The 25,343-nt window shown below is 70.3% G+C and carries 24 protein-coding genes and 1 pseudogene; 19 read left to right on the forward strand and 6 right to left on the reverse strand.

Features of this window, described 5'->3' with window-relative positions:
• Window positions 1–42: 42 nt before the first annotated feature.
• Both QFZ82_RS31170 and QFZ82_RS31175 read right to left on the reverse strand, forming a co-directional pair.
• The gene (locus tag QFZ82_RS31170) at window positions 43–714 is read right to left on the reverse strand and encodes a response regulator transcription factor (RefSeq protein WP_177151020.1); all 672 of its coding nucleotides are present in this window, start codon (window positions 712–714) and stop codon (window positions 43–45) included.
• A gap of 13 nt (window positions 715–727) precedes the next feature.
• Window positions 728–1,687, reverse strand: a complete 960-nt coding sequence (locus QFZ82_RS31175) for a RecB family exonuclease (protein WP_373429352.1) — start codon at window positions 1,685–1,687, stop codon at window positions 728–730.
• A 121-nt stretch (window positions 1,688–1,808) separates the two neighbouring features.
• Between QFZ82_RS31175 and QFZ82_RS31180 the strand changes: the two genes are divergently transcribed.
• From QFZ82_RS31180 to QFZ82_RS31190, 3 genes and pseudogenes are all read left to right on the forward strand, one after another.
• Window positions 1,809–3,062: a site-2 protease family protein gene (locus QFZ82_RS31180; RefSeq protein ID WP_307716312.1), complete on the forward strand. Its 1,254-nt coding sequence runs from the start codon at window positions 1,809–1,811 to the stop codon at window positions 3,060–3,062.
• Window positions 3,063–3,182: 120 nt separating this feature from the next.
• A pseudogene (locus QFZ82_RS31185) lies at window positions 3,183–4,071 on the forward strand (tRNA (adenine-N1)-methyltransferase).
• 228 nt (window positions 4,072–4,299) lie between these two features.
• Window positions 4,300–4,881 carry a hypothetical protein gene (locus tag QFZ82_RS31190; RefSeq protein ID WP_307716313.1) on the forward strand — a complete coding sequence of 194 codons (582 nt, stop codon included), beginning with the start codon at window positions 4,300–4,302 and terminating at the stop codon, window positions 4,879–4,881.
• 4 nt (window positions 4,882–4,885) lie between these two features.
• Here the strand turns inward: QFZ82_RS31190 and QFZ82_RS31195 are convergent, their stop codons facing one another.
• Complete coding sequence (locus QFZ82_RS31195; RefSeq protein ID WP_177151015.1) at window positions 4,886–5,197, reverse strand: ferredoxin; 312 nt, start codon at window positions 5,195–5,197, stop codon at window positions 4,886–4,888.
• 263 nt (window positions 5,198–5,460) lie between these two features.
• Here QFZ82_RS31195 and arc point away from each other — a divergent pair, with 263 nt between their 5' ends.
• The 5 genes from arc to prcA all read left to right on the forward strand — a co-directional run bounded on the left by arc (window position 5,461) and on the right by prcA (window position 11,161).
• Entirely contained in the window at window positions 5,461–7,227 is a 1,767-nt protein-coding gene (gene arc / locus QFZ82_RS31200; RefSeq protein WP_307716314.1) for a proteasome ATPase, read from the forward strand.
• 257 nt (window positions 7,228–7,484) lie between these two features.
• Entirely contained in the window at window positions 7,485–8,996 is a 1,512-nt protein-coding gene (gene dop / locus QFZ82_RS31205; RefSeq protein WP_373429353.1) for a depupylase/deamidase Dop, read from the forward strand.
• A gap of 149 nt (window positions 8,997–9,145) precedes the next feature.
• On the forward strand, window positions 9,146–9,364 hold the full coding sequence (locus QFZ82_RS31210) for a ubiquitin-like protein Pup (protein ID WP_307716315.1): 219 nt from the start codon (window positions 9,146–9,148) through the stop codon (window positions 9,362–9,364).
• Window positions 9,365–9,511: 147 nt separating this feature from the next.
• Window positions 9,512–10,357 (forward strand): proteasome subunit beta, encoded by an 846-nt coding sequence (gene prcB / locus QFZ82_RS31215; protein WP_177151012.1) that lies wholly within the window; start codon window positions 9,512–9,514, stop codon window positions 10,355–10,357.
• 39 nt (window positions 10,358–10,396) lie between these two features.
• Window positions 10,397–11,161 carry a proteasome subunit alpha gene (prcA, locus tag QFZ82_RS31220; protein WP_177151011.1) on the forward strand — a complete coding sequence of 255 codons (765 nt, stop codon included), beginning with the start codon at window positions 10,397–10,399 and terminating at the stop codon, window positions 11,159–11,161.
• A gap of 89 nt (window positions 11,162–11,250) precedes the next feature.
• Here prcA and QFZ82_RS31225 read toward each other — a convergent pair whose 3' ends face one another.
• Window positions 11,251–12,303: a hypothetical protein gene (locus QFZ82_RS31225; protein ID WP_307716316.1), complete on the reverse strand. Its 1,053-nt coding sequence runs from the start codon at window positions 12,301–12,303 to the stop codon at window positions 11,251–11,253.
• 57 nt (window positions 12,304–12,360) lie between these two features.
• Window positions 12,361–13,470, reverse strand: coding sequence for a LacI family DNA-binding transcriptional regulator (locus tag QFZ82_RS31230; RefSeq protein ID WP_307716317.1), 1,110 nt, complete (start codon window positions 13,468–13,470; stop codon window positions 12,361–12,363).
• A gap of 142 nt (window positions 13,471–13,612) precedes the next feature.
• Here QFZ82_RS31230 and QFZ82_RS31235 point away from each other — a divergent pair, with 142 nt between their 5' ends.
• The 11 genes from QFZ82_RS31235 (at window position 13,613) to QFZ82_RS31285 (ending at window position 24,867) form a co-directional block, all read left to right on the forward strand.
• Window positions 13,613–14,884 carry an MFS transporter gene (locus QFZ82_RS31235; RefSeq protein WP_307716318.1) on the forward strand — a complete coding sequence of 424 codons (1,272 nt, stop codon included), beginning with the start codon at window positions 13,613–13,615 and terminating at the stop codon, window positions 14,882–14,884.
• A 9-nt stretch (window positions 14,885–14,893) separates the two neighbouring features.
• On the forward strand, window positions 14,894–16,255 hold the full coding sequence (gene pafA / locus QFZ82_RS31240; protein ID WP_307716319.1) for a Pup--protein ligase: 1,362 nt from the start codon (window positions 14,894–14,896) through the stop codon (window positions 16,253–16,255).
• Between the two features lie 117 nt (window positions 16,256–16,372).
• Window positions 16,373–17,326 (forward strand): FKBP-type peptidyl-prolyl cis-trans isomerase, encoded by a 954-nt coding sequence (locus QFZ82_RS31245; RefSeq protein ID WP_307716320.1) that lies wholly within the window; start codon window positions 16,373–16,375, stop codon window positions 17,324–17,326.
• Window positions 17,327–17,371: 45 nt separating this feature from the next.
• Entirely contained in the window at window positions 17,372–17,746 is a 375-nt protein-coding gene (locus QFZ82_RS31250; RefSeq protein ID WP_177151005.1) for an FKBP-type peptidyl-prolyl cis-trans isomerase, read from the forward strand.
• A gap of 157 nt (window positions 17,747–17,903) precedes the next feature.
• Window positions 17,904–18,863, forward strand: coding sequence for a YafY family protein (locus QFZ82_RS31255; RefSeq protein WP_307716321.1), 960 nt, complete (start codon window positions 17,904–17,906; stop codon window positions 18,861–18,863).
• A gap of 16 nt (window positions 18,864–18,879) precedes the next feature.
• On the forward strand, window positions 18,880–19,878 hold the full coding sequence (locus QFZ82_RS31260) for a YafY family protein (RefSeq protein ID WP_307716322.1): 999 nt from the start codon (window positions 18,880–18,882) through the stop codon (window positions 19,876–19,878).
• A gap of 5 nt (window positions 19,879–19,883) precedes the next feature.
• Window positions 19,884–20,129, forward strand: a complete 246-nt coding sequence (locus tag QFZ82_RS31265; RefSeq protein WP_373429453.1) for a hypothetical protein — start codon at window positions 19,884–19,886, stop codon at window positions 20,127–20,129.
• A 20-nt stretch (window positions 20,130–20,149) separates the two neighbouring features.
• Entirely contained in the window at window positions 20,150–20,347 is a 198-nt protein-coding gene (locus QFZ82_RS31270; protein ID WP_307716324.1) for a hypothetical protein, read from the forward strand.
• A 240-nt stretch (window positions 20,348–20,587) separates the two neighbouring features.
• Entirely contained in the window at window positions 20,588–20,875 is a 288-nt protein-coding gene (gene tatA / locus QFZ82_RS31275) for a Sec-independent protein translocase subunit TatA (RefSeq protein WP_307716325.1), read from the forward strand.
• Window positions 20,876–20,922: 47 nt separating this feature from the next.
• Window positions 20,923–21,876 carry a twin-arginine translocase subunit TatC gene (gene tatC / locus QFZ82_RS31280; RefSeq protein WP_307716326.1) on the forward strand — a complete coding sequence of 318 codons (954 nt, stop codon included), beginning with the start codon at window positions 20,923–20,925 and terminating at the stop codon, window positions 21,874–21,876.
• A gap of 159 nt (window positions 21,877–22,035) precedes the next feature.
• Complete coding sequence (locus tag QFZ82_RS31285) at window positions 22,036–24,867, forward strand: RNA helicase (RefSeq protein WP_307717903.1); 2,832 nt, start codon at window positions 22,036–22,038, stop codon at window positions 24,865–24,867.
• A 71-nt stretch (window positions 24,868–24,938) separates the two neighbouring features.
• On the opposite strand, the gene QFZ82_RS31290 is transcribed toward QFZ82_RS31285, so the two are convergent.
• Window positions 24,939–25,334, reverse strand: a complete 396-nt coding sequence (locus tag QFZ82_RS31290) for a nuclear transport factor 2 family protein (protein ID WP_307716327.1) — start codon at window positions 25,332–25,334, stop codon at window positions 24,939–24,941.
• Between the last annotated feature and the right edge of the window lie 9 nt (window positions 25,335–25,343).

Here is a 25,343-nt window from a genome sequence, read left to right on the forward strand (position 1 = left end):
ACCCACCGACGGACACCGGCCGTTGCCCGTCGTGCCCCGCGCTCACTGAGCGCCGGGGCGCACCAGACCGCTCTCGTAGGCGTACACCGCGGCCTGGACGCGGTCGCGCAGGCCCAGCTTGGTGAGCACATGGCCGACATGCGTCTTCACGGTCGTCTCGCTCACGAAGAGATCCGCGGCGATCTCCGCGTTCGACAAACCCCGGGCGACCAGCTTCAGCACCTCGACCTCGCGGTCGGTCAGCGTGTGCAGCGTGTCCGGCACGGGCTCCTCGCCCGACGGCAGATGATCGGCGTACTTGTCGAGGAGCCGCCGGGTGATGCTCGGCGCCAGCATCGCCTCGCCGGCCGCGACCACCCGGATCGCCTGCACCAGCTCATTGGCCGGGGCGTCCTTCAGGAGGAAGCCGCTGGCGCCGGCGCGCAACGCCTCCACCACGTACTCGTCGAGGTCGAACGTCGTCAGCACCAGCACCTTCGCCGGGCCGTCCCGGCCCGGGCCCGTGATCTGCCGGGTCGCCTCGACACCGTCCATCCGCGGCATCCGGATGTCCATCAGCACCACATCGGGCTGCAGTGCCCGCACCTGATCGAGGGCCTGGAGGCCGTCCCCGGCCTCGCCCACCACCGCGATGTCCTGCTCAGCCTCCAGGATCATCCTGAAGCCGGTGCGCAACAGCGGCTGGTCGTCGACCAGTAGGACGCGGATTGCCACGGGTACTCCTTCTTTAGACCGGGCCCATTCTGCCCTGACCATCCTCGGCCGACGCGGCCGGGGAAATGCTCAGCGGATAAACCGGGGGAGTGCCCCCGAATTCCGGACAGAACTCCTGGTGGTCGCACCAGCCGCACAGCTTGGTCGGGCGCGGGCGCCAGTCGCCGGTCCGCGTCGCCTGCCGGATCGCCTCCCACAGGGCCAGCAGCTTGCGCTCCATCCGCTCCAGGTCCGCCATCACCGGGTCGTACGTCAGCACGTCACCGCTGCCCAGGTACACGAGCTGGAGCCGGCGGGGGAGCACGTTCTTCAGGCGCCAGATCACCAGCGCGTAGAACTTCATCTGGAACAGCGCGCCCTCGCTGTACTCGGGGCGGGGTGCCTTGCCCGTCTTGTAGTCGACGATCCGCACCTCGCCGGTCGGCGCGATGTCCACCCGGTCGATCACCCCGCGCAGCCGCAGTCCCGAATCCAGCTCCGTCTCGACGAACATCTCCCGCTCGGCGGGCTCCAGCCGGGTCGGGTCCTCCAGCGAGAACCACCGCTCCACCAGCTGCTCCGCCTCGCCCAGCCAGCGCGCAAGCCGCTCGCCTCCGGCGTCCTCGGCGAACAGCTCGCCCAGCTCCGGCTTCGTCTCCAGCAGCCTCTGCCACTGGCCGGGAATCATCGCCTTCGCCCGCGGAGCCGTGCGCTGGAGGGCCGGATCGTCGAAGAGCCGCTCCAGCACCGCGTGCACCAGCGTCCCGCGGGTCGCCGCCTCGCTCGGCTTCTCCGGCAGCCGGTCGATCACCCGGAACCGGTACAGCAGGGGGCACTGCATGAAGTCGCCCGCCCGGGAAGGCGACAGGGACATCGGCTCCGCGGCCGGCCTCGGCACCACGGCAGCGGTCGCCGCACCGTCCGCCTCGGCGTCGGACCCGGGCTCGGCGGCAGCGGCGGACGGCCCGCCGACGGGCTGCTGGCTCGTACTCATGACGCAGACCCTACGGCCCGCCACTGACAGCGAGCGGCATACCATCGACGACAGGACCTCGCGCGTGCATGATCGAGCGAGCGACACCTTTTGCGAAGAGGCTCGGCGACGAAGGGACCCCGTGAACGAGGACGACACGAGCGGCGAGCGCGAGCGGCCGCGGTCCGACGCGGGCAAGACCGCGCCGGGCGGCGGCAGGAAGCGCGGCTCGGGCGAACCGGGCGGAGGCATTCTCATGGGCCGCCCCTTCGGCGTGCCCGTGTACGTCGCCCCCAGCTGGTTCGTCGTCGCCGCACTGATCACGTGGATCTTCGGCGGTCAACTGGACCGCGTCCTGCCCGAACTGGGCGGCGCCCGCTACCTCGTGTCGCTGTTCTTCGCGGTCGCCTTCTACGCCTCCGTCCTCGTCCACGAACTCGCCCACACCGTCGCCGCGCTCCGCTTCAAACTGCCGGTGCGGCGCATCCAGCTCCAGTTCTTCGGCGGCGTCTCCGAGATCGAGAAGGAGACCGAGACACCCGGCCGCGAATTCGTCCTCGCCTTCGTCGGCCCGCTGCTCTCCCTCGTCCTGGCCGGGCTGTTCTATCTCGGCATGACGGCCGTCGAGCCCGGCACCGTGCCCGGCGTGCTGCTCGCAGGACTGATGATCTCCAACCTGATCGTCGCCGCGTTCAACCTGCTGCCCGGACTGCCCCTCGACGGCGGCCGCATGCTGCGCGCGGTCGTCTGGAAGATCAGCGGCAAGCCCATGACCGGCACCATCGCGGCCGCCTGGGTCGGCCGCGCCCTCGCCGTCGCCGTCCTCATCGGCCTCCCGCTGCTCACCCACACCGGTGCCCTCGGCAACGCCACCGAGGACATCGGGGGCATGGAGACCGTCACCGACGCGCTGCTCGCTGCGATCCTCGCCGCCATCATCTGGACCGGCGCCGGCAACAGCCTGCGCATGGCCCGGCTCCGCGAGCACCTGCCCGAACTCGCCGCCCGCGCGCTCACCCGCCGCGCCGTCCCCGTCGAGTCGGACACCCCGCTCTCCGAGGCGCTGCGCCGCGCCAACGAGGCCGGGGCCCGCGCCCTCGTCGTCGTCGACGGCCACGGGGAGCCCACGGCCCTGGTGCGCGAGGCCGCCATCGTCGGTGTCCCCGAGCACCGCCGCCCCTGGGTCGCGGTGAGCGGCCTGGCCCAGGAGCTCACCGAGGACATGATGGTCCCCGCCGAGCTCGCCGGCGAGGCCCTGCTCGACAGGCTCCGCGCCGCGCCCGCGACGGAGTACCTGGTGGTGGAGGAGACCGGCGAGATCTACGGCGTCCTGTCCACGGCGGACGTCGAACGCGCCTTCGTCGCGGCGATGGCGCGGCCGGCTTCTTCCTCATAGGGGCTCGGTTCTCCTCCGGGGCGCTCAGGCGTGCGTCGACCTGCAACAGAGCAGACGGCGAGTGTCTGTGCCGCCCGGGGCGTGGTCCGGGGCGGGGCCGGGGCCCGGTAGGCTGGTCACATGTCCGAACCGACCGGTGCCGCCCGCCGTCGCGGGCCCTTCAAGGTCGGGGACCAGGTCCAGCTCACCGACCCCAAGGGACGCCACTACACGTTCACGCTCGAGGCCGGGAAGAACTTCCACACCCACAAGGGTTCCTTCCCGCACGACGAGCTGATCGGCGCTCCCGAGGGCAGTGTTGTCCGTACCACGGGAAACGTCGCCTACCTCGCGCTGCGCCCCCTGCTCCCCGACTACGTCCTGTCCATGCCCCGCGGCGCCGCCGTGGTCTACCCCAAGGACGCGGGGCAGATCCTGGCCTTCGCCGACATCTTCCCCGGCGCACGCGTCGTGGAGGCCGGTGTGGGCTCGGGCTCGCTGAGCAGCTTCCTCCTGCGCGCCATCGGCGACCACGGCATGCTCCACTCCTACGAGCGCCGCGCGGACTTCGCCGAGATCGCCCAGCAGAACGTGGAGCGCTACTTCGGCGGCCCGCACCCCCGCCTGGCAGCTCACGGTCGGCGACCTCCAGGACAACCTCACCGACTCCGACGTCGACCGCGTCATCCTGGACATGCTCGCGCCCTGGGAGTGCCTGGAGGCCGTTTCCAAGGCGCTCGTCCCCGGCGGCATCCTGTGCTGCTACGTCGCCACGACCACCCAGCTCGCGCGCACCGTCGAGTCCATCCGTGAGATCGGCTGCTTCGCCGAGCCGCAGCCCTGGGAATCGATGATCCGCAACTGGCACGTCGAGGGACTGGCCGTCCGCCCCGACCACCGGATGATCGGACATACCGGCTTCCTGGTCACAGCCCGCCGTCTCGCCGACGGCGTGGAGCCCCCGATGCGCCGCCGCCGTCCCGCCAAGGGCGCGTACGGCGAGGACTACGAAGGGCCCAACAAGGGCTGACCGCACCCGTACAACACGACGGCGCCGCCGCCGAGTTCCCGTGCCCTGGCCGGAACTCGACGGCGGCGCCGTCGTATTGACCCCGCGTCGGCGAGCCTTTTGCGCCCGGGGCCTGTCACCGCGGACTCTTTACCCGAGGCTTACGGACCCCCCTGTTCCGGTCCCTTGTGACGTATGGCACGATGCTGGCCACCCCCACAAGCCCTGGCCTCTCAGGAGACTCCCCGCGTGCAGAACTCCGCAGCCGTCCCGGACCTCGCGCACACCCACGCCCGCCCGGTGCACTGGCTGGCCACCGCGACGGCGATGGCCGCGGTCGTGGCCGCCGCCGGCTTCGTCCAGCCCGACGCCGCCACGGCGTCCCAGAAGGGCTCGGAATCACGCACCGTGACGGCACCCGCCCCCACGCCGGCCCCCGATCCGGAGGGCGTCGAGATGCCCCTGGAATGCGGCGGTGTCGACAGCGTCGTCACCAAGCGGGCCACCGGCGACCTCGACGGCGACGGCGGTCCCGAGACCGTGGTGGCGGCCCGGTGCGACGCTGGTTCGGGCACCCCGCCCAGCGGCGTGTACGTCCTCGCGGCCGGCCGCGGGACCGCGGCACGCGTCGTGGCGACGCTGGTTCAGCCGGCAGAGAAACTCAGCGTCGGCTCGCTCGCCGTACGTGACGGAGCGATCACGGCAACTCTGCTCGGATACTCCTCGCCGGAGGTGCCCAGCTGCTGCCCCGACGAGCGGGAGAACGTCGAATGGCGGTGGCAGGGCGGGAAGTTCGTGCGAGCCGTCCAGCCGGAAGCGCGCGGTATGTGACCACTCACTCCGCGTCGGGGCCGTAGACCTCTACCCTGTCCGAAACCCGACGTACGTGAATGCAGTCGCCCGGGCACTCCTTGGCGGAGTCGACGACGTCGTTCAGCAGCGGCAGGGGCACCGGCGTTGTCGCGCCCGGGTCCTGGAGCAGTTCGTCGTCCCCGGACTTCACGTATGCGAGGCCGTCGATGTCGAGTTCGAAGACCTCGGGGGCGTACTGCGCACAGATTCCGTCGCCGGTGCAGAGGTCCTGGTCGATCCAGACCTCGAGAGCCTCGGCGGCACCGTCGGTGGGAACCTCGTGCTGCACGGTCATATCTCCTGCCGTTTCCTTCGTCGGGCGCAGTAAGTGATACAAGTCGCGCCAGCCCTGACGGGTGTTGAACGCTTCGACGATACAACCGACCGCTTTCCGATGTTGCCGGGTGGGTATCTGCTGGGTATTCCCCTGGCACGAGGGAGAGCGCAAGGGTGAAGATCGGACACACCCCTTCCGTCTTTGTGATCTAGGGGTTTCAATCACCACCCACACAGGTAGGGTCAGGAAGCGTCCAGCTCCCCTTGGAGGAGGTGAGGACCGTGGCAGCCCACGACGACGACATCAACCGCGGCATCCGGCCGGGGCGGGGGTCTGAAGACCCAGCCGGCCAGGTTGCCTATCTCGAGCAGGAAATCGCCGTCCTGCGCCGCAAGCTCGCCGACTCTCCGCGTCATACGAGGATTCTCGAAGAGCGGATCGTCGAGCTGCAGACCAACCTGGCCGGCGTGTCCGCACAGAACGAGCGGCTCGCCAACACGCTCCGTGAGGCCCGCGACCAGATCGTGGCCCTCAAGGAGGAGGTCGACCGGCTCGCGCAGCCGCCGGCCGGCTTCGGTGTCTTCCTGCAGGCGAACGAGGACGGCACGTGCGACATCTTCACCGGGGGCCGCAAGCTCCGGGTGAACGTGAGCCCCAGCGTCGAGGCCGAAGACCTCCGGCGCGGCCAGGAGGTCATGCTCAACGAGGCGCTCAACGTGGTCGACGCCATGGAATTCGAGCGCGCCGGGGACATCGTCACCCTCAAGGAGATCCTGGAGGACGGCGAGCGCGCCCTGGTGATCGGGCACACCGACGAGGAGCGGGTGGTGCGGCTCGCCGAGCCGCTGCTGGACACCACCATCCGCCCCGGCGACGCGCTGCTGCTCGAGCCGCGCTCGGGCTACGTCTACGAGGTGATCCCGAAGAGCGAGGTCGAGGAGCTCGTCCTCGAAGAGGTCCCGGACGTCGACTACGACAAGATCGGCGGCCTCGGCGGCCAGATCGAGATGATCCGCGACGCGGTCGAGCTGCCGTACCTCTACCCCGACCTCTTCAAGGAGCACGAACTGCGGCCGCCGAAGGGCATCCTGCTCTACGGCCCGCCCGGATGCGGCAAGACGCTCATCGCCAAGGCCGTCGCCAACTCCCTTGCCAAGAAGGTCGCCGAGGTGACCGGGCAGCCCGCGGGGAAGAGCTACTTCCTCAACATCAAGGGCCCCGAGCTCCTCAACAAGTACGTCGGTGAGACCGAGCGGCACATCCGCCTCGTCTTCCAGCGTGCCCGGGAGAAGGCGGGCGAGGGCACCCCTGTCATCGTCTTCTTCGACGAGATGGAGTCCCTCTTCCGCACGCGTGGATCGGGCGTCAGCTCGGACGTGGAGAACACCATCGTCCCGCAGCTGCTCGCCGAGATCGACGGTGTGGAGGGCCTGGAGAACGTCATCGTCATCGGCGCCTCCAACCGCGAGGACATGATCGACCCCGCGATCCTGCGGCCCGGCCGGCTCGATGTAAAGATCAAGATCGAGCGTCCGGACGCGGAGGCCGCCAAGGACATCTTCGCCAAGTACCTGACCCCCTCGCTCCCGCTGCACGCCGACGACCTCGGCGAGCACAGCGGATCGAAGGAGGCCGCGGCCCACGCCATGATCCAGTCGGTCGTGGAGCAGATGTACGCGGAGTCCGAGGAGAACCGCTTCCTCGAGGTCACGTATGCCAACGGCGACAAGGAAGTCCTCTACTTCAAGGACTTCAACTCCGGCGCGATGATCCAGAACATCGTCGACCGGGCCAAGAAGATGGCCATCAAGGCCTTCCTCGACCACAACCAGAAGGGCATCCGCGTCTCCCACCTGCTCCAGGCCTGCGTGGACGAGTTCAAGGAGAACGAGGACCTGCCCAACACCACCAACCCGGACGACTGGGCCCGGATCTCCGGAAAGAAGGGCGAGCGGATCGTCTTCATCCGCACCCTCGTCACCGGAAAGCAGGGCGCCGACACCGGCCGGTCCATCGACACGGTGGCGAACACCGGTCAGTACCTGTAAGGCAGGCGTACCGGCTGCGGATGCCGCGGTCCCCCGCGACGGCAGGGGGCGGGTATCCGCAGCCGGATGCTTTCCGGCCAGGTGGGACCACACCGAGCAATGACCGAATTGATCTCCCCACCCACGCGACGGCGTTCTAGGCTCGTCGGTACCGCCGAGTCGCGGAGTGCGGGGACGGGCACCGCACGCGCACCGGAGAGCCAGCGGTATCTGAGCGCCGCTCCCAGCGGGGAGCGCCGCCGGGCAAGGAGGGCCGCATGACCGTACGGCGAGTAATGGGAATCGAGACGGAGTACGGCATCTCCGTCCCCGGCCACCCGAACGCCAATGCCATGCTCACCTCGTCCCAGATCGTCAATGCCTACGCGGCGGCGATGCACAGGGCGCGCCGCGCCCGCTGGGACTTCGAGGAGGAGAATCCGCTGCGGGACGCCCGCGGCTTCGACCTCGCCCGCGAGGCCGCCGACTCCAGCCAGCTCACCGACGAGGACATCGGCCTGGCCAATGTGATCCTCACCAACGGCGCACGGCTCTACGTCGACCACGCCCACCCCGAGTACAGCTCGCCCGAGGTGACCAATCCGCGCGATGCCGTGCTCTGGGACAAGGCCGGCGAACGGATCATGGCCGAGGCCGCCGAGCGGGCGGCCCAGCTGCCCGGGGCGCAGCCCATCCATCTGTACAAGAACAACACCGACAACAAGGGCGCGTCCTACGGCACGCACGAGAACTACCTGATGAAGCGGGAGACCCCGTTCTCGGACATCGTGCGCCATCTGACGCCGTTCTTCGTCTCCCGCCAGGTCGTCACGGGCGCGGGGCGGGTGGGCATCGGCCAGGACGGCCACGAGCACGGCTTCCAGATCAGCCAGCGCGCGGACTATTTCGAGGTCGAAGTGGGCCTCGAGACCACCCTCAAGCGCCCGATCATCAACACCCGCGACGAACCGCACTCCGACGCCGAGAAGTACCGCAGGCTGCATGTGATCATCGGCGACGCGAACCTGTCGGAGATCTCCACGTACCTCAAGCTGGGCACCACGGCCCTGGTGCTCTCCATGATCGAGGACGGATTCATCGCGGTCGACCTCGCGGTCGAGCAACCCGTGCGCACACTGCACCAGGTCTCGCACGACCCGAGCCTCCAGCATCTCGTCACACTCCGTAGCGGCCGCACACTCACCGCCGTCCAGTTGCAGATGGAGTACTTCGAGCTCGCGCGCAAGTACGTCGAGGAGCGGTTCGGCGCCGACGCCGACGACCAGACCAAGGACGTCCTCACGCGCTGGGAGGACACGCTCAACCGCCTCGAGAACGACCCCATGAGCCTGTCCGGCGAGCTGGACTGGATCGCCAAGCGGGAGCTCATGGAGGGCTACCGTCGCCGCGACAGCCTGGACTGGGACGCGGCACGCCTCCACCTCGTGGACCTGCAGTACGCGGACGTGCGGCCGGACAAGGGCCTGTACAACCGTCTGGCGGCCCGAGGGAAGATGAAGCGCCTTCTGGACGAGCAGGCCGTCGAGCGGGCCCAGGCCAGCCCTCCGGAGGACACCAGGGCCTATTTCCGCGGCCGCTGCCTGGAGCAGTACGCGGACGACGTTGCGGCCGCGTCGTGGGACTCGGTCATCTTTGACCTGCCCGGCCGTGACTCTCTGCAACGAGTGCCCACGCTGGAGCCGTTGCGTGGTACACGTAATCACGTCAAGGAACTCCTGGACCGCTGCCGCACGGCCGAAGAGCTGGTCCGCGTGCTGTCGGGGGGCTGACCGGGGGCTGAAAGTCCTCCCGTCCGGGAATCATCGAGGTGGTCCCCGGACGTTGAGCGAAAGTGCGGGGCCGATGTCGGACCCGGCTTGTAGGGTCTGATCTTGACCGAACGAACTCACGTCAGGGCAAACCGAGCGGGGTGAGGGACATGGCGACCAAGGACACCGGCGGCGGACAGCAGAAGGCCACGCGTTCCACTGAGGAGGTCGAGGAGCAGACGCAGGACGCGCAGGCGGCCGAAGACCTCAAGGAGCGCCAGGAGAAGCTGTCGGACGACGTCGACTCCGTACTGGACGAGATCGACGACGTCCTCGAGGAGAACGCGGAGGACTTCGTGCGTTCCTTCGTCCAAAAGGGCGGCGAGTAACGACCGTTGTCCGTCCCGGCTCCCGTCGGCGAAAGCCGGGGGGACCGGGACGGATGACCGGCCGCGGCGCGGGTAAGGTCCGTGCACAGTTCGAAAGATCGGCCCGCGCGTGCAGAGGCGGGCCGCCGCCTACCCGGAAGGAAACGCGTGGAAGCCAACCCTCGTAGCACCGGGCGTCTGCCGGCAGCCTTCCTGACGCCGGGCTCCTCGTCCTTCATGGACTTCCTCGGCGAGCACTCACCGGAGCTGCTCCCGGGCAACCGCTCGCTGCCGCCCGTGCAGGGAGTCTTCGAGGCCCCGCACGGCACGACCATCGTCGCGACGACGTTCGCCGGCGGCGTGGTGCTGGCCGGCGACCGCCGCGCCACCATGGGCAACATGATCGCGCAGCGCGACATGCAGAAGGTCTTCCCGGCCGACGAGTACTCGGCCGTGGGCATCGCCGGCACCGCCGGCCTGGCCGTGGAGATGGTCAAGCTGTTCCAGCTGGAGCTGGAGCACTTCGAGAAGGTCGAGGGCGTCCAGCTCTCCCTGGAGGGCAAGGCCAACCGCCTCTCCACGATGATCCGCAGCAATCTCGGCATGGCCATGCAGGGCCTGGCCGTGGTGCCGCTCTTCGCCGGTTACGACATCGACCGCGACAAGGGCCGCATCTTCTCGTACGACGTCACGGGCGGCCGCTCCGAGGAACAGGGGTACGCGGCCACCGGCTCCGGCTCGATCTTCGCGCGCGGCGCCATGAAGAAGCTCTACCGCGAGGACCAGACCGAGCAGCAGGCCACCACGCTGGTCGTCCAGGCGCTCTACGACGCCGCCGACGACGACTCGGCGACGGGCGGCCCGGACGTGGCCCGGCGGATCTACCCCATCGTCACGGTCATCACCGACGAGGGCTTCCGCAGGCTCACCGAGGCCGAGACCTCCGAGATCGCCCGTTCGATCCTCGAAGGCCGCCTGGCCCACCCCGACGGCCCGCGTGCCGCGCTGCTCTGATCCATGTACTCGCCTTTGACAGAAAGGGACGGATAGCCGGTGTCGACGCCGTTCTATGTCTCACCCCAGCAGGCCATGGCCGACCGGGCGGAGTACGCCCGCAAGGGCATCGCCCGCGGTCGCAGCCTCGTCGTCATGCAGTACGCCGACGGCATCGTCTTCGTCGGCGAGAACCCGTCCCGCGCCCTGCACAAGTTCAGTGAGATCTACGACCGGATCGGCTTCGCCGCGGCCGGCAAGTACAACGAGTACGAGAACCTGCGCATCGGCGGTGTGCGCTATGCGGACCTGCGGGGATACACCTACGACCGCGACGACGTCACGGCCCGCGGCCTCGCCAACGTGTACGCGCAGACGCTCGGCACCATCTTCTCCAGCGCCGGTGAGAAGCCGTACGAGGTGGAGCTGGTCGTCGCCGAGGTCGGCGCGTCCCCCGAGGGTGACCAGATCTACCGCCTCCCGCACGACGGTTCGATCGTGGACGAGCACGGCTCGGTCGCCGTCGGCGGCAACGCGGAGCAGATCAGCAGCTTCCTCGACCAGCGGCACCGCGACGGGATGTCGCTGGCCGAGGCGCTGAAGCTCGCCGTCCAGGCCCTGTCCAGCCAGGCCAACGGCAGCGATCGGGAAATCCCCGCCGAGCGCCTGGAGGTCGCGGTTCTGGACCGTACGAGGCCGCAGGCGCGGAAGTTCAAGCGGATCATCGGGCGGCAGCTGTCGCGGTTGCTGGAGGCCGAGGAGGCCGCCACGGCGCCCACCGACGCCCCTTCGGACATCGAGGACACGGAGGAGGGCGCGGAGTAGCGCGCTCGACATCCCCTGTCGCCCGTGCCCCGGGCCGCCCGTGCGGTCCGGGGCACGGCCGTGCCGGGGGCCGGAGGGGCCTTACGGGGTCAGGTACGGCCTGCGGGGCGCACGGTGGGCGGGAGTGCCCAGTGGTGGAGTTCGTCGCCGTGACGGGTCAGCCAGGTGCCGTCGCCGAGCGCGGTGACGGCCGTGCCGACCCGGCGGGGATAGCGCAGCCTGCCCAGCGGCGCGAGGGTCCGCGCGTCGCACAGCCAGTGGCGGGTGGCGGGCGGCCTGCACCGGGCGAAGATCCGGCCCGCGACGAGGACATGGGCGGCGTCGATCAGGCAGGCCGCGGTGAACTCGTCGTTCTCGGGGTCCGCGGCGAGCGCGGACAGGTCGAACAGCGCGGTCTGCTCGTCGCTCGCGGCGTCGTGCGCGGCGAGCTCGTCACGGTCGTCGTTGACGGCGATATGTTCGGCGCGCCGCAGGGTGAGGGCCCGGCTGGTGCCGGGCAGGAAGCCGACGACCTCGTGCATGCCGACCCCGCCGCGGATGTGGAGCCCGTCACGGCGGGGTTCGACCCACCAGGTCGTCCAGCTCGCCCATGCCGTCCAGCAGGACAGCGCCAGCAGGTGGCCGTCGGGGTGCCAGGTGCCGGTCAGGTCGGAGGCGATCGAGCCGACGGGCCGCTCGGCGAGGACGGCGCCGGTGGCGGTGTCCAGGAGCAGCAGCGTGTCCCGGACGTACACGCGCTCCTCGGTGTCCGGCTTGAGCGTCGGCACGACGGCGCAGACCAGCCGGCCGTCGGGGCTGACGACCGGAGCACCTGGTGGCCGCGGGTCGCGTGAGCCGTGGTGCCAGACGGGGTGGGGGAGCGCCCAACGGGTGTGCCCGTCGGAGCCGACCGCCCGGATCCTGGCGCTCTCGGCCGCGACGACCGACCCGTCGGGCAGCGGGGTGGCTTGGGACGGGCAGGGCAGCGCCAGGGAGTGCAGCAGCGACGGTCCGCCCGCGAGGAACGCCGTGCGGTCGTGCAGCTCCAGCCGGTCCTCGTGCCGGACGCCGAGACGCCCGCCGGACGCGGGGTGCACCGAGCCCGGAGTTCGTACGCCGCCGAGCAGCGTCGCGTCGATCGGGCGCTGGGCCGCACTGGTCATGATCGCGATCGTTCCACGGCCCGTCGCGGCGCCTCAAGAGCGGACGCAGCGAATCGGTCAGGCGGACGGCCGGCCGTCCGCGGCCGGTCGCGCGGCGCCGTCGGCGGACGCCGGGCCGCTGTGCGCCGGGGGCGCCGAGGAGCCGCGTACGGCCAGTTCGACGGGGAGGACGTCCTGTTCGGGCGGCCGGTTGTCCAGCACCGCGAGGAGCGCCGACATGCCGCGTTCGCCGATCCGTTCCGCGGGGAGGCGGACCGTGGTGAGCTCCGGCTCCACCGCGGTGGCCAGCGCGAGGTCGTCGAAGCCCGTGACCGAGACGTCCTCGGGGACGCGCAGCCCGAGCCGGCGCACCGCCTTGCAGGCGCCCGCGGCCAGGATGTCGTCGTCGCAGACCAGCGCGGTCGGTCTGGGGCCCGGCGCGGTGAGGGCCCGCTCGGCCGCCGCGCGGCCGGAGTCCACGTCGAGCGGTGCCGCGACCGTCGTCAGTTCCGCGTCGGCCACGTCTGCAAGGGCCGAGCGCAGCGCCCGCGCGCGCACGTCGAACGTCCAGGAGGCGACGGCGGACGCGAGATGGACGAAACGCCGGTGCCCCAGCCCGAGCAGATGGTCCGTCACCTGCCGCATGCCGTCGGCGATGTCCAGGTTGACGTGGGCGGCGACGCCGGTGTCCGAGGGGTCGCTGTCCAGCATCACGAGCGGCAGGTCGCTGCCGCGGATCGCGGCGAGGGTATCGGCGGCCATCGAGGAGGCGATGACGCCGTCGAGAGCGGCGCGGGCGGACGCGAACGGGTCCCTGGCGGGCCCGATGCCCTCGGGGGACGGGTAGAGGACGACGCCGAAGCCGTGCCGGGCGGCGACGGTGGCCGCACCGGTGTAGACGCGGGCGAAGAACTCGTTGGTGAGGGCCGGTACGACGAGCAGCGCCGTCCTCGTGCGTCCGAGACGCAGATTGCGCGCGGCGAGGTTGGGCCGGTAGCCGATCTCCCGGGCAGCGTCGCGCACCACAGAGGCGGTGCGCTCGGAGACGCGGCCGCGCCACTTGTCGCCCAGGACCAGGGAGACCGTGGCTTGTGAGACCCCGGCGACGCGGGCCACGTCCTTGCTGGTGGGCCGGGTGGAGCCCACTTCCGCCGGGACGGGACGGCCCTCGGGGGTCGGGTGTGCCATGCGGTGCCGTCCTCGGCCGCGCTGTGTGTTCTGCGAGCGTCCGGGGTGGCGGCACGGTGGACCCGCGGACTGCCGACATGGTACGTATGGACGAGAAAGTTATACGTAAAACCTCGGCAGGTCCGGGGGAGAGGGGTCCCGGATGGCCGTCGGATACGCAGAGATCCTCAGGGCGCCGCATGCGGCACGGCTGCTGACCGGCACCCTCGTGGGCCGGCTGCCCGCCGCCACCGCCCACATCGCCATCGTCCTGTTCACACGCGCCGAAGGCGGCAGCTACACCCTCGCCGGCGCCCTCGCCGCGGTGTACGGGCTGGCCACGGCGGTGGGCCAGCCGCTGCTCGGCCGCGCCGTCGACCTGTACGGACAGCCGAGGGTCCAGTTCCCCTCCGCCGTCGTCTCGGCGCTCGGAATGCTGCTGCTGGCCGTCGTCGGGACCGGCTCGCTGCCCCTCGCGTACACCGCGGTGATCGTGGCAGGACTGTTCACGCCGCCGCTCGAGGGCGGACTGCGGGCCCTGTGGCCGAGCGTGCTCGGCCAGGAGGAGCGCGTGCACCGGGCCTACGCCATGGACGCGGTCGCGCAGGAGATCATGTTCACCGTGGGCCCGCTGCTGGTCACCCTCCTGGTCTCGGTCTGGTCGCCCGCCGCCGCGCTCCTCGTCATCAACGCGACAGGCGTCGCCGGTGCCCTGTCCGTCGTGCTCTCCCAGCCGTCCCGTGCCTGGCGCTCGGCCCCTCGCGAGGCGCACTGGCTCGGTGCCCTGCGCTCGCCGGGGCTTCTCGCCCTGCTCGGCGCGTTCTTCTTCGTGGGCCTCGCGCTCGGCTCCATCACCGTCGCCGGCGTCGCCTACGCCGACGACCACGGCCGCGAGGCCGTCTACGGCTGGCTGATGGCCGCACTCGGTCTGGGCGCCCTCGTCGGCGGCACCGTGTACGGAGCGCGGCAGTGGGCGGGAGCGCCCGAGTCCAGGCTGCGCGCCATCGTCGCCCTGCTCGCCCTCGGCTACCTGCCGCTCGTGCTCACTCCGGGTGTCGTCGCGATGACCGCGCTGTCGGCGCTGGCCGGCGTCTTCCTCGCCCCCGCCATCGCCTGCGCGTTCATCGTCGTCGACCGGCACGCCCCGCGCGGCACCGTCACCGAGGCGTTCTCGTGGCTGGTGACCACCTTCGGCGTCGGCGCGGCCGTCGGCACGGCTGTCGCGGGCCCCGCCGTCGAGATCGGCGGCACCGCGTGGAGCTTCGCCGTCGCCGGCGCGGGCGGATTCGCCGCCCTGCTCGTTCTGACGGCCACTCAGCGCGTGCTCGCCGTCGCGGGCCGTACCGAGGACATTGCGGGCTCAGGTCCGGACTCATCGGAAAATGATCGAAACGGGGCCGCCCAACCCGGTTTCAGTTCAGGCCGTGAGGCGTAATGTTCAGACATGGACCGCCGCATTTTCGGGCTGGAGAACGAGTACGGCGTCACGTGCACGTTCAGGGGACAGCGCCGACTGTCACCTGACGAAGTGGCGCGCTACCTCTTCCGCCGTGTCGTGTCATGGGGCCGCAGCAGCAATGTCTTTCTGCGGAACGGCGCCCGCCTGTACCTCGACGTGGGCTCGCATCCGGAATACGCAACGCCGGAATGCGACAACGTGACCGAGCTGGTCACGCACGACAAGGCCGGCGAGCGCATTCTGGAAGGCCTGCTCGTCGACGCCGAACGCCGCCTGCACGAGGAGGGAATCGCGGGCGACGTCTATCTCTTCAAGAACAACACCGACTCGGCGGGAAACTCCTACGGCTGCCACGAGAACTATCTCGTCGCCCGGCACGGCGAGTTCTCCCGGCTGGCCGACATCCTCATTCCCTTCCTCGTGACCCGGCAGCTGCTCTGCGGCGCGGGCAAAGTGCTGCAGACGCCGCGTGGCGCGGTCTACTGCGTCAGCCAGCGCGCCGAGCACATCTGGGAGGGCGTCAGTTCCGCCACCACCCGATCCCGTCCGATCATCAACACCCGCGACGAACCGCACGCGGACGCCGAGCGCTACCGCCGTCTCCACGTCATCGTCGGCGACTCGAACATGTCCGAGACGACCATGCTCCTCAAGGTCGGCGCCACCGACCTCGTGCTGCGCATGATCGAGGCGGGCACCGTCATGCGCGACCTCACCCTGGAGAACCCGATCCGGGCCATCCGCGAGGTCAGTCACGACATCACCGGCCAGCGCAAGGTGCGCCTCGCCTCCGGCCGAGAGGCCTCCGCCCTGGAGGTCCAGCGGGAGTACTACGAGAAGGCCGTCGACTTCGTCGACCGCCGGGGCATCCGCACCGGCACGGTCGCCCAGGTCCTCGAGCTCTGGGGCCGCACGCTCGACGCGATCGAGACCGAGGACCTCGACCGCATCGGCACCGAGATCGACTGGGTCATGAAGTACAAGCTCCTGGAGCGCTACCGCGCCAAGCACAACATGACCATGTCGCACCCGAGGGTCGCCCAGATAGACCTCGCGTACCACGACATCCACCGTCGGCGCGGGCTCTACTACCTCCTGGAGAAGAAGGGACAGGCCGCCCGCATCTGCAACGACCTGAAGATCTTCGAGGGCAAGTCCGTGCCCCCGCAGACCACCCGGGCCCGGCTGCGCGGCGACTTCATCCGCCGTGCGCAGGAGCAGCGGCGGGACTTCACGGTCGACTGGGTGCACCTCAAGCTCAACGACCAGGCGCAGCGCACCGTGCTGTGCAAGGACCCGTTCCGTTCGGTGGACGACCGCGTGGAGAAGCTCATCGCCGGTATGTAGCACGCGTCAGCACCGACGGCCGGAACGCCACACGGGCCCCGCACGTTCCTCGTGCGGGGCCCTTGGCACGCCCTAGAGTGTCCGCAACTACTGAGTCGTAAGAGATCTGAGGAACACGTGCGCCGACTTGCCGGCCTTCTCGTCGTGCCCCTGCTGCTGTTGTCGACAGCGGCTTGCGGCAGCGAAGACAAGGACTCCGATTCCGCTTCCACCTCTGCCGTCTCGATGACGAACGGGCTGCCCACGATCACCGCCGGCAAGAAGTTCGGCGAGAAGCCGACCCTTGCCAAGGGCGAGGGCAAGCCGCCGGGGGACCTGAAGGTCAACGTCATCAGCGAGGGTGACGGCCCTGCCCTGAAGAAGGGCGACCTCGCCAAGGTCGACTACCTCGGGCAGCTGTGGGACGGCGACAAGCCGTTCGACAACAGCTTCGACCGCGGTGAGCCCTTCGCGGTCACGATCGGTGGCGGCGGTGTCATCGAGGGCTGGCAGAAGGCCCTGGAAGGCCAGAAGGTCGGCAGCCGGATCGAGGTCTCCATCCCGCCGGAGCTCGGTTACGGGGCCCAGGGCCAGGGCGAGATCCCGGCCAACGCGACGCTCGTGTTCGTGATGGACATCGTCAAGGGCACCAGCCTGCCGGCCACCGCCAAGGGCAGCGAGGTCGCCCAGGACAACATCGACCTGCCCAAGGTCGGCACCAACACCGACGGCAAGGCGCCCTCCATCACCGTGCCCAAGAAGGACGCGCCGGCCAAGCTCGTGTCCAACTACATCATCGAGGGCACCGGACCCGCGGTGAAGGCGAGCGACACGGTGGCCGTCCAGTACAAGGGCGTCCTGTGGAAGACCGGCAAGGAATTCGACAGCAGCTACGCCAGGGGCGGAGCGCCGGTCAACTTCCCGCTGGCGCAGGTGATTCCGGGCTGGCAGAAGGGCCTGGAGGGCAAGAAGGCCGGCAGCCGCGTCCTGCTGGTCGTGCCGCCGGACATGGCCTACGGGGACCAGGAGCAGCAGGGCATCCCCGCCAAGTCCACGCTGGTCTTCTCCGTCGACATCCTGGCAGTTCTGTAAGACTGTCCCGGTTGACTCGCACGAAGAACGCAAGGAGCGACATCCGTGAGCATCGATAAGCCCGAGATCGACTTCCCGGGCGGCGAGCCGCCGGCCGACCTGGAGATCAAGGACATCTGGGAGGGCGACGGCCCGGAGGCCAAGGCGGGCGATACCGTCTCCGTCCACTACGTGGGCGTGGCCTTCTCCACCGGCGAGGAGTTCGACGCCTCGTGGAACCGCGGCACCCCGCTGCAGTTCCAGCTCGGCGCCGGCCAGGTCATCGCGGGCTGGGACCAGGGCGTTCAGGGCATGAAGGTCGGCGGCCGTCGCCAGCTGACCATCCCCGCACACCTGGCCTACGGCGACCGCGGCGCCGGCGGCGGCCGCATCGCCCCCGGCGAGACGCTGATCTTCGTCTGCGACCTGGTCGCCGCCTGACGGAGCGTTCCGCAGCGCTGCACAGCGTGACGAGGGCCCGTGCCTTCCCCTGACTGCGTCCGGGGACCCAGGCACGGGCCCTCGCTTTTGTCCGGACACCCCGGGGCGGTACGGTCGACGGGCGTAAGGACTCCATCAGATGAGGTGAAGGGCGTCGATGGCCATTGCCAAGGCCGAGCGGCTGATGAATCTCGCGCTGTGTCTGCTCGGGACCCGGCGCCCGCTCAGCAAGCGCGAGCTGCGCGGGTCCATCGAGGCGTACCTGGAGGCCGGCTCCGACGACTCCTTCAACCGGATGTTCGAGCGCGACAAGGACGATCTGCGCGAACTCGGCCTGGTCATCGAGACGGTGGAGTCCCTCGACGGCGACATCGGCTACCTCGCGCGCCGCGACAGCAACCGCCTGCCCCCGATCACCCTCGACGCCGAGGAGGCCGCCGCCCTGGGCCTGGCCGCCAAGGTGTGGCAGCAGGCCCGCCTCGCCGGCGCCGCGAGCGGCGCCCTGCAGAAGCTGCGCGCGGCCGGCATGCCCGAGACCGAGGACGCCTACGAGGCGCACCACAGCGCCCTCGAACCCCGTATCCCCGTCCACGAGTCCGCGTTCGAGCCGCTGATGCTCGCCTGCCGCGACCGCCGCCCGGTCCTGTTCGACTACCGCAAGGCCAACGCCGCACAGCCCGAGCAGCGCCATGTCGAGCCGTGGGCCCTCGAATGCTGGCGCGGCCACTGGTACCTCGCCGGATACGACCGGGGGCGCGGGGCCGAGCGGGTCTTCCGGCTGTCCCGGATCAGCGGCAGGGTCCGCTCCTCGCGGTCCGGCGCGTTCACCGTGCCCGTGCCCGACGTCGTCACCGTACGGGAGACCGTCGAGAGCTGGGCGGGGGAGACCGCGACCCGCTCCGCCCGGATCCGGCTGCGGTCCGGCTGCGGCTACCCGTTGCGCTCACGGGCCACGGCCGTACGGGAACTCGGCGACGGCTGGGACGAGTTGGAGATTCCGTACGGACACGGACTGGACGCCTGGCTCGTCGAGTTCGGCCCGGACGTCGTCGTGCTGGAGCCCGCGGATCTGCGGGCCGACGTGGTGGACCGGCTGCGTGCCGTGGCCAAGGGCTGAGGGGGACTCGAGGACCATGGCCGCGAACGCCATCGACCAGACCCGGCGCATGCTGTCGCTGGTGACGTATCTGCGGGAGCGCCCCGGCGCGCGCATCGCCGACGTCGCCCGCGCCTTCGGCATCAGCGAGGACGAGCTGATCTCCGACCTCGACGTCCTGCCCATGTGCGGGACGAGCTTCCGCGGCGGCGACCTGCTGGACATCGACACCGACGGCGAGCGCATCTGGTGGCGCAACCCCGACGCGTCCGGCGAGTCCACCGCCGAGCCGCTGCGCCTGGCCGCCGACGAGGCGACCGCGCTCCTCGTGGCGGCGAGGGCCGTCGCCACCCTGCCCGGCCTGCGGGAGGGCGACCGGGACGCGCTGCTGCGGGCCACCGCGAAGATCGAGGGCGCCGCCGGCGAGGCAGCCGGAGCGAGCTCCAGACTGTCGGTGACCTTCGAGTCCGAGGGCGGCGTCTTCGCCGACGTCGACCGGGCCATCTCCGAGCGCCGCCGGCTGTGGCTGCGCTACTACTCGCCGGCGCGCGACGAGCTCACCGAGCGCGAGGTCGACCCCATCCGCCTCTTCGCCGTCGGCCACACGTACATGGAGGCGTGGTGCCGCCTCTCCGAGGCGCGCCGGACCTTCCGGCTGGACCGCGTGGCCGAGATCCGGCTCCTCGACGCCCCGGCCGCGCCGCCCGAGATCGAACTGCGCGACCTGTCCGAAGGACTCGTGCAGCCCTCCGCCGACGACCCCGAGGTGATCGTCGACGTCGGCCCCGGCGGACGCTGGGTCGCCGAGTACTACCCGCACGACAGCGCCGAGGAGCTCGCCGACGGGGGGCTGCGCATCACCCTGCGCACACCGGCGCCCGCCTCCCTGCGCAGGCTCGCACTGCGGCTCGGCCGCGACGGGCGGATCGTCTCCCCGCCCGAGCTCGCGGCCAGCGCGAGGACGGCGGCACAGGACGCGCTCGCCGCCTATGACGGCCAGGACGACGGACGGGACGAAGGAGTACGGCGCCTGTGACTGTGATCCCCCAGATCCCCGCCGCCGTCGCGCCGGTCCTCTTCAAGGCGGCCTGCCCCGACTGCCGGGCGCGCTTCGAACTGTCCGCGGGCGCGCTGCGGCTGGCGATCGGCGGCAGCCGCCGTACCACCTTCTACTCGTTCACCTGCCCCGAGTGCGGCTCCGCCGTCCGCAAGCCGGCCGGTGAGCGCATCGTCGAGCTGCTGACCGGCGGCGGCGTGCGGACCCTGCGCCTGCACAGCACCGGCTGAGGACGGTCTAGGCTCGTCGCATGTTCTGGCCCATGCTCGCCATCGCCCTCGGATTCCTCGGCGTCGCCGTCCTGGGGGTCCTCGGTATCAAGGTCTTCGTCGAGGCCCAGCGCCTGGGCCGGGAGGTCGCCCGCACCGCCGAGCGGATCGACCGGGCGGCCGAGGACCTGGAGCGGGCGGCGACATCCCTCGCGCGGAACGGGGAGACGCTGCGCTGAGCCGCCCGGAGAAGGCGGCCGGAGATCACGGACGCACCCTGCTGCGAGGCTGATCAGGGCGGTACGCTGCTGATGGCGGCACCGGAGATGAGGCGCCGACCGCTGATGGGTGTATGCACAGGGATTGCCCTGCGTTTACCCGTCCGAGTTACGATCGCTGCCGAGTCGCTTCGGACGTCAGTCCGAGGTGGCCCGAAGCCAAGAGCCCCAAGCCGCCTCGGTGAGAAGGTAGAGACAGTTATGTTCCGACAGATCGGCCCCACCGAGATCATCATCATCGCGCTGCTCATCCTTCTGCTGTTCGGGGCCAAGAAGCTTCCCGACATGGCGCGTTCGCTGGGCAAGTCCGCCCGCATCCTCAAGAGCGAGGCCAAGGCGATGAAGTCGGAGGGCCAGCCCGCGGCGACGCCCGCGGAGCCGAAGGACCCGGCGCAGGGTCAGACCGCGCCCCGCACGATTCAGGCCGCGCCCGGCGATGTCACCAGCGCTCGCCCTGTGACCGAGCCCACCGACACCCCCCAGCGCTGACCCAAGGCCATTCGATGGTGGCCTGCCGCACGAGATGAGGACGTGGGTTGCTCAAGTCTGCCCGCTCGAATGAGAAGGAGAAGGACCCCGAGGGGCGGATGCCGCTCGCGGACCATCTGCGTGAGCTCCGCAACAGGCTCGCGAAGGCCATGCTGGCGATCATCATTGCCTCGGCCGTCGCGGTGGCCTACAGCCAGGAGCTGATGGAGTTCCTCACCTCGCCCGTGCCGGAGTGCGGGAACGACGGCCCGAAGACCGGCGGCGTGTGCGCCACTGTCGTCTACACCGACCTGCTGTCGCCGTTCACCACGACGGTCAAGGTGGTGCTGATGGCGGGCATCGTCGTCTCCTGCCCGATCTGGCTCTACCAGTTGTGGGCCTTCGTCGCCCCGGGCCTGCACAAGAACGAGAAGAAGTACAGCTACTACTTCGCCGCCGCCGCGGCCCCGTTGTTCGCCCTTGGCGTCTACTTCGCCTACCTGATCATGCCGGTGAGCATGAAGGTGCTGCTCTCCATCACCCCGGCCCCGGCGGAGAACCTGCTCAGCGTCGACAAGATCCTGGACTTCACCGTCCGGATGGTGCTGATCTTCGGCTTCTCCTTCGAGCTGCCGCTCCTGCTGATCATGCTGAACCTGACGGGCATCGTGACCGGCCGGCGCATGCTCGGCTGGTGGCGGGGCGCCGTCATGGGCATCTTCGTCTTCGGCGCGATCGCCACGCCCTCCACCGACCCGCTGGGCATGGTGGCTCTGTCCGGGCCGATCATCCTGCTCTACTTCGTCGCCGTCGGCTTCTCGCTCCTCAACGACCGCCGCAGGCACCGCAACGACCCCGATGCGGGGCTCGACGACGACGAGGCGTCCCACCTCGATCTGACCCCGTCGGAGATCGGCGAGATCGAGACGGTCCCGGCCTCCCGCGCGTTGCCCGAGCAGGCCACCGGCGACGCCGACGGCGGCCGCTCGAACCGGCTCAACGGGTACGACGACGTCACCTGATCCGTAGTCATGGACGCACGCACAGTGAGGGGCCGGGGGGAATCCCCGGCCCCTCCTCGTGTGCAAACGGCGCCCGGCGCGGGTAGGCCCAGAGGTAGGTGCGCCCGTCATTTAAAGATCCGCTCACTGTCAGAGGGGGCGGGTAGGCTCATGAGCAAGATGACCGAGGATCTCTCTCCCGCCGAGCGCTATGCCGCCGCACGCGTCCGCGCTGCTGAGGAGGCCACTGCGCTGGCCCCCTTCCGCGCGTTGTACGACTTCGACCTCGATCCGTTCCAGATCGAGGCATGCCAGGCCCTGGAGGCGGGCAAGGGCGTGCTCGTCGCCGCACCCACCGGCTCCGGCAAGACCATCGTCGGTGAGTTCGCCGTCCACCTGGCCCTCGCGCAGGGCCGTAAATGCTTCTACACCACGCCCATCAAGGCCCTGTCCAACCAGAAGTACACGGATCTCGTCAGGCGCTACGGCGCGGAGAAGGTCGGCCTCCTCACCGGGGACAACAGCGTCAACTCCGAGGCGCCCGTGGTCGTCATGACCACCGAGGTCCTGAGGAACATGCTGTACGCGGGCTCCCAGTCGCTCAGGGGCCTGGGCTACGTGGTCATGGACGAGGTCCACTACCTCTCGGACCGCTTCCGCGGCGCCGTCTGGGAGGAAGTGATCATTCACCTCCCCGAGTCCGTGACGCTCGTGTCACTGTCCGCGACGGTGTCCAACGCGGAGGAGTTCGGCGACTGGCTGGACACCGTGCGCGGCGACACCGAGGTGATCGTCTCCGAGGAGCGGCCCGTCCCGCTGTGGCAGCACGTCATGGCCGGCCGCCGGATGTACGACCTCTTCGAGGAGGGCACCGACCACGGCGGCCGCGGCCGGAGCAGGCGCGAGGTCAACCCCGACCTGGTGCGTCTGGCCCGCATGGAGAACCAGCGCACGTACAACCCCCGCGACCGGCGCCGCGGGAAGATGGTCCGCGAGGCCGACCGCGAGCGCGAGCGGCGCCAGCGCAGCCGCATCTGGACGCCCGGCAGGCCCGAGGTCATCGACCGGCTGGACGCCGAAGGACTGCTGCCCGCCATCACGTTCATCTTCAGCCGCGCGGCCTGTGAGGCCGCCGTGCAGCAGTGTCTGTACGCGGGCCTTCGGCTCAACGACGACGAGGCGCGCGGCAGGGTGCGGGAGATCGTCGAGCAGCGCACGGCCGCCATACCCACCGAGGACCTCCACGTCCTCGGCTACTACGAGTGGCTCGAAGGTCTGGAGCGCGGTATCGCCGCCCACCACGCGGGCATGCTGCCGACCTTCAAGGAGGTCGTGGAGGAGCTGTTCGTACAGGGCCTGGTGAAGGCCGTTTTCGCCACGGAGACGCTGGCGCTCGGCATCAACATGCCCGCCCGCTCGGTGGTGTTGGAGAAGCTCGTCAAGTGGAACGGCGAGCAGCACGCGGACATCACCCCCGGCGAGTACACCCAGTTGACCGGCCGGGCCGGCCGGCGCGGCATCGACGTCGAGGGGCACGCCGTCGTCCTGTGGCAGCGCGCCATGGACCCGGAGGCGCTCGCCGGACTCGCCGGCACCCGTACGTATCCGCTGCGTTCCAGCTTCAAGCCGTCGTACAACATGGCGGTCAACCTGGTGCACCAGTTCGGCCGGCACCGCTCGCGCGAGCTGCTGGAGACGTCGTTCGCGCAGTTCCAGGCGGACCGGTCGGTGGTCGGCATCTCCCGCCAGGTCCAGCGCAACGAGGAGGGCCTGCAGGGTTACCGGGAGGGCATGACCTGCCACCTCGGCGACTTCGAGGAGTACGCGCGGCTGCGCCGCGACCTCAAGGACCGCGAGACGGAGCTGGCCAAGCAGGGCGCCGCCCAGCGCAGGGCGGCGGCGGCCGCCTCGCTGGAGAAGCTCAAGCCGGGAGACGTCATCCACGTCCCGACCGGCAAGTTCGCGGGCCTCGCGCTGGTGCTGGACCCGGGGCTGCCCGCGGGCCGGACCAACGGACACCGCGGCGGCTTCGAATACCACGACGGGCCGCGCCCGTTGGTGCTCACGGCCGAGCGCCAGGTCAAGCGGCTGGCGTCCATAGATTTCCCGGTGCCCGTCGAGGCGCTGGAGCGGATGCGCATCCCGAGGTCGTTCAACGCCCGTTCCCCGCAGTCGCGACGCGACCTGGCGTCCGCCCTGCGCACCAAGGCCGGTCACATCGTCCCCGACCGGCACCGCAAGTCGCGGTCGCCCGCGGCGGACGACCGTGAGATCACGCGCCTGCGCGCCGAGTTGCGCGCGCACCCCTGCCACGGCTGCGACGAGCGTGAGGACCACGCCCGGTGGGCCGAGCGCTACCACCGCCTCCATCGCGACACCCGCCAGCTGGAGCGCCGGATCGAGGGGCGCACGAACACGATCGCGTGGACCTTCGACCGGATCGTCGCCCTGCTGACCGAGATGGACTACCTGCGGGGCAACGAGGTCACCGAGCACGGCAAGCGGCTCGCCCGGCTGTACGGCGAGCTGGACCTGCTGGCGAGCGAATGCCTGCGCGACCGGGTCTGGGAGGGGCTCAACCCGGCCGAACTGGCCGCCTGTGTATCCGCGTTGGTCTACGAGGCGCGGCAGGCGGACGACGCGGTGGCGCCCAAGGTGCCGACGGGCCGGGCGAAGACCGCGCTGGCCGAGATGGTCCGCATCTGGGGCCGGCTGGACGCCCTGGAGGAGGAGTTCAAGATCAACCAGGCGGAGGGCGTCGGGCAGCGTGAGCCGGACTTCGGCTTCGCCTGGGCCGCGCACCAGTGGGCGTCCGACAAGGGGCTCGACGAGGTGCTGCGCGAGGCGGAGATGCCCGCGGGAGACTTCGTGCGCTGGTGCAAGCAGGTCATCGACGTGCTCGGCCAGATAGCGGCGGCCGCGCCCCGTGAGAACAGCACCGTCGCGAAGAACGCCCGCAAGGCGGTCGACGCGCTGCTGCGGGGCGTCGTGGCCTACAGCTCGGTCGGCTGAGACCAGGAGCGTTCGGCTGGGACCAGGGGCCGGGCCCCCACCCGACGGTGGGGGGCCCGGCCGCACCCGGCTCAGCTCCAGAACCGGTCTTCCTCGTCGATGTCCTCGGTGCACTGGTCGATGTCGGTGACCTTGCCGCCGACGATCGTGAAGAACAGTCCCTGGCGGATCTCGAGGCCGTGGTCGCCCCGGTCGGCACGGGACGTGTGGAAGGACATGACGTGTCCGCGCCCGTCGGCGAGCACCGCGTCCAGCTGGACCTGCATGGTGCCGTTGGTCGCCTCGCCCATGCGGCGGAAGAGATCGAGAATGGCATCGCGTCCCTTGTGGTGCCCGGAGAGCATGTTGTTGCCCGGGACGTGGTAGACCGCGTCGGCCGTCAACAGGGAGCCCATCGTCTCCATGTCGCCTTCGCTGAACGCTACGTAACCCTTGCGGACCAGGGCGCAGTCGGGGTGCTCAGACATGGCGAACCA

Origin of the sequence: Streptomyces sp. V4I23 (assembly GCF_030817975.1) — a bacterium.
Taxonomy (GTDB): Bacteria; Actinomycetota; Actinomycetes; order Streptomycetales; family Streptomycetaceae; genus Streptomyces.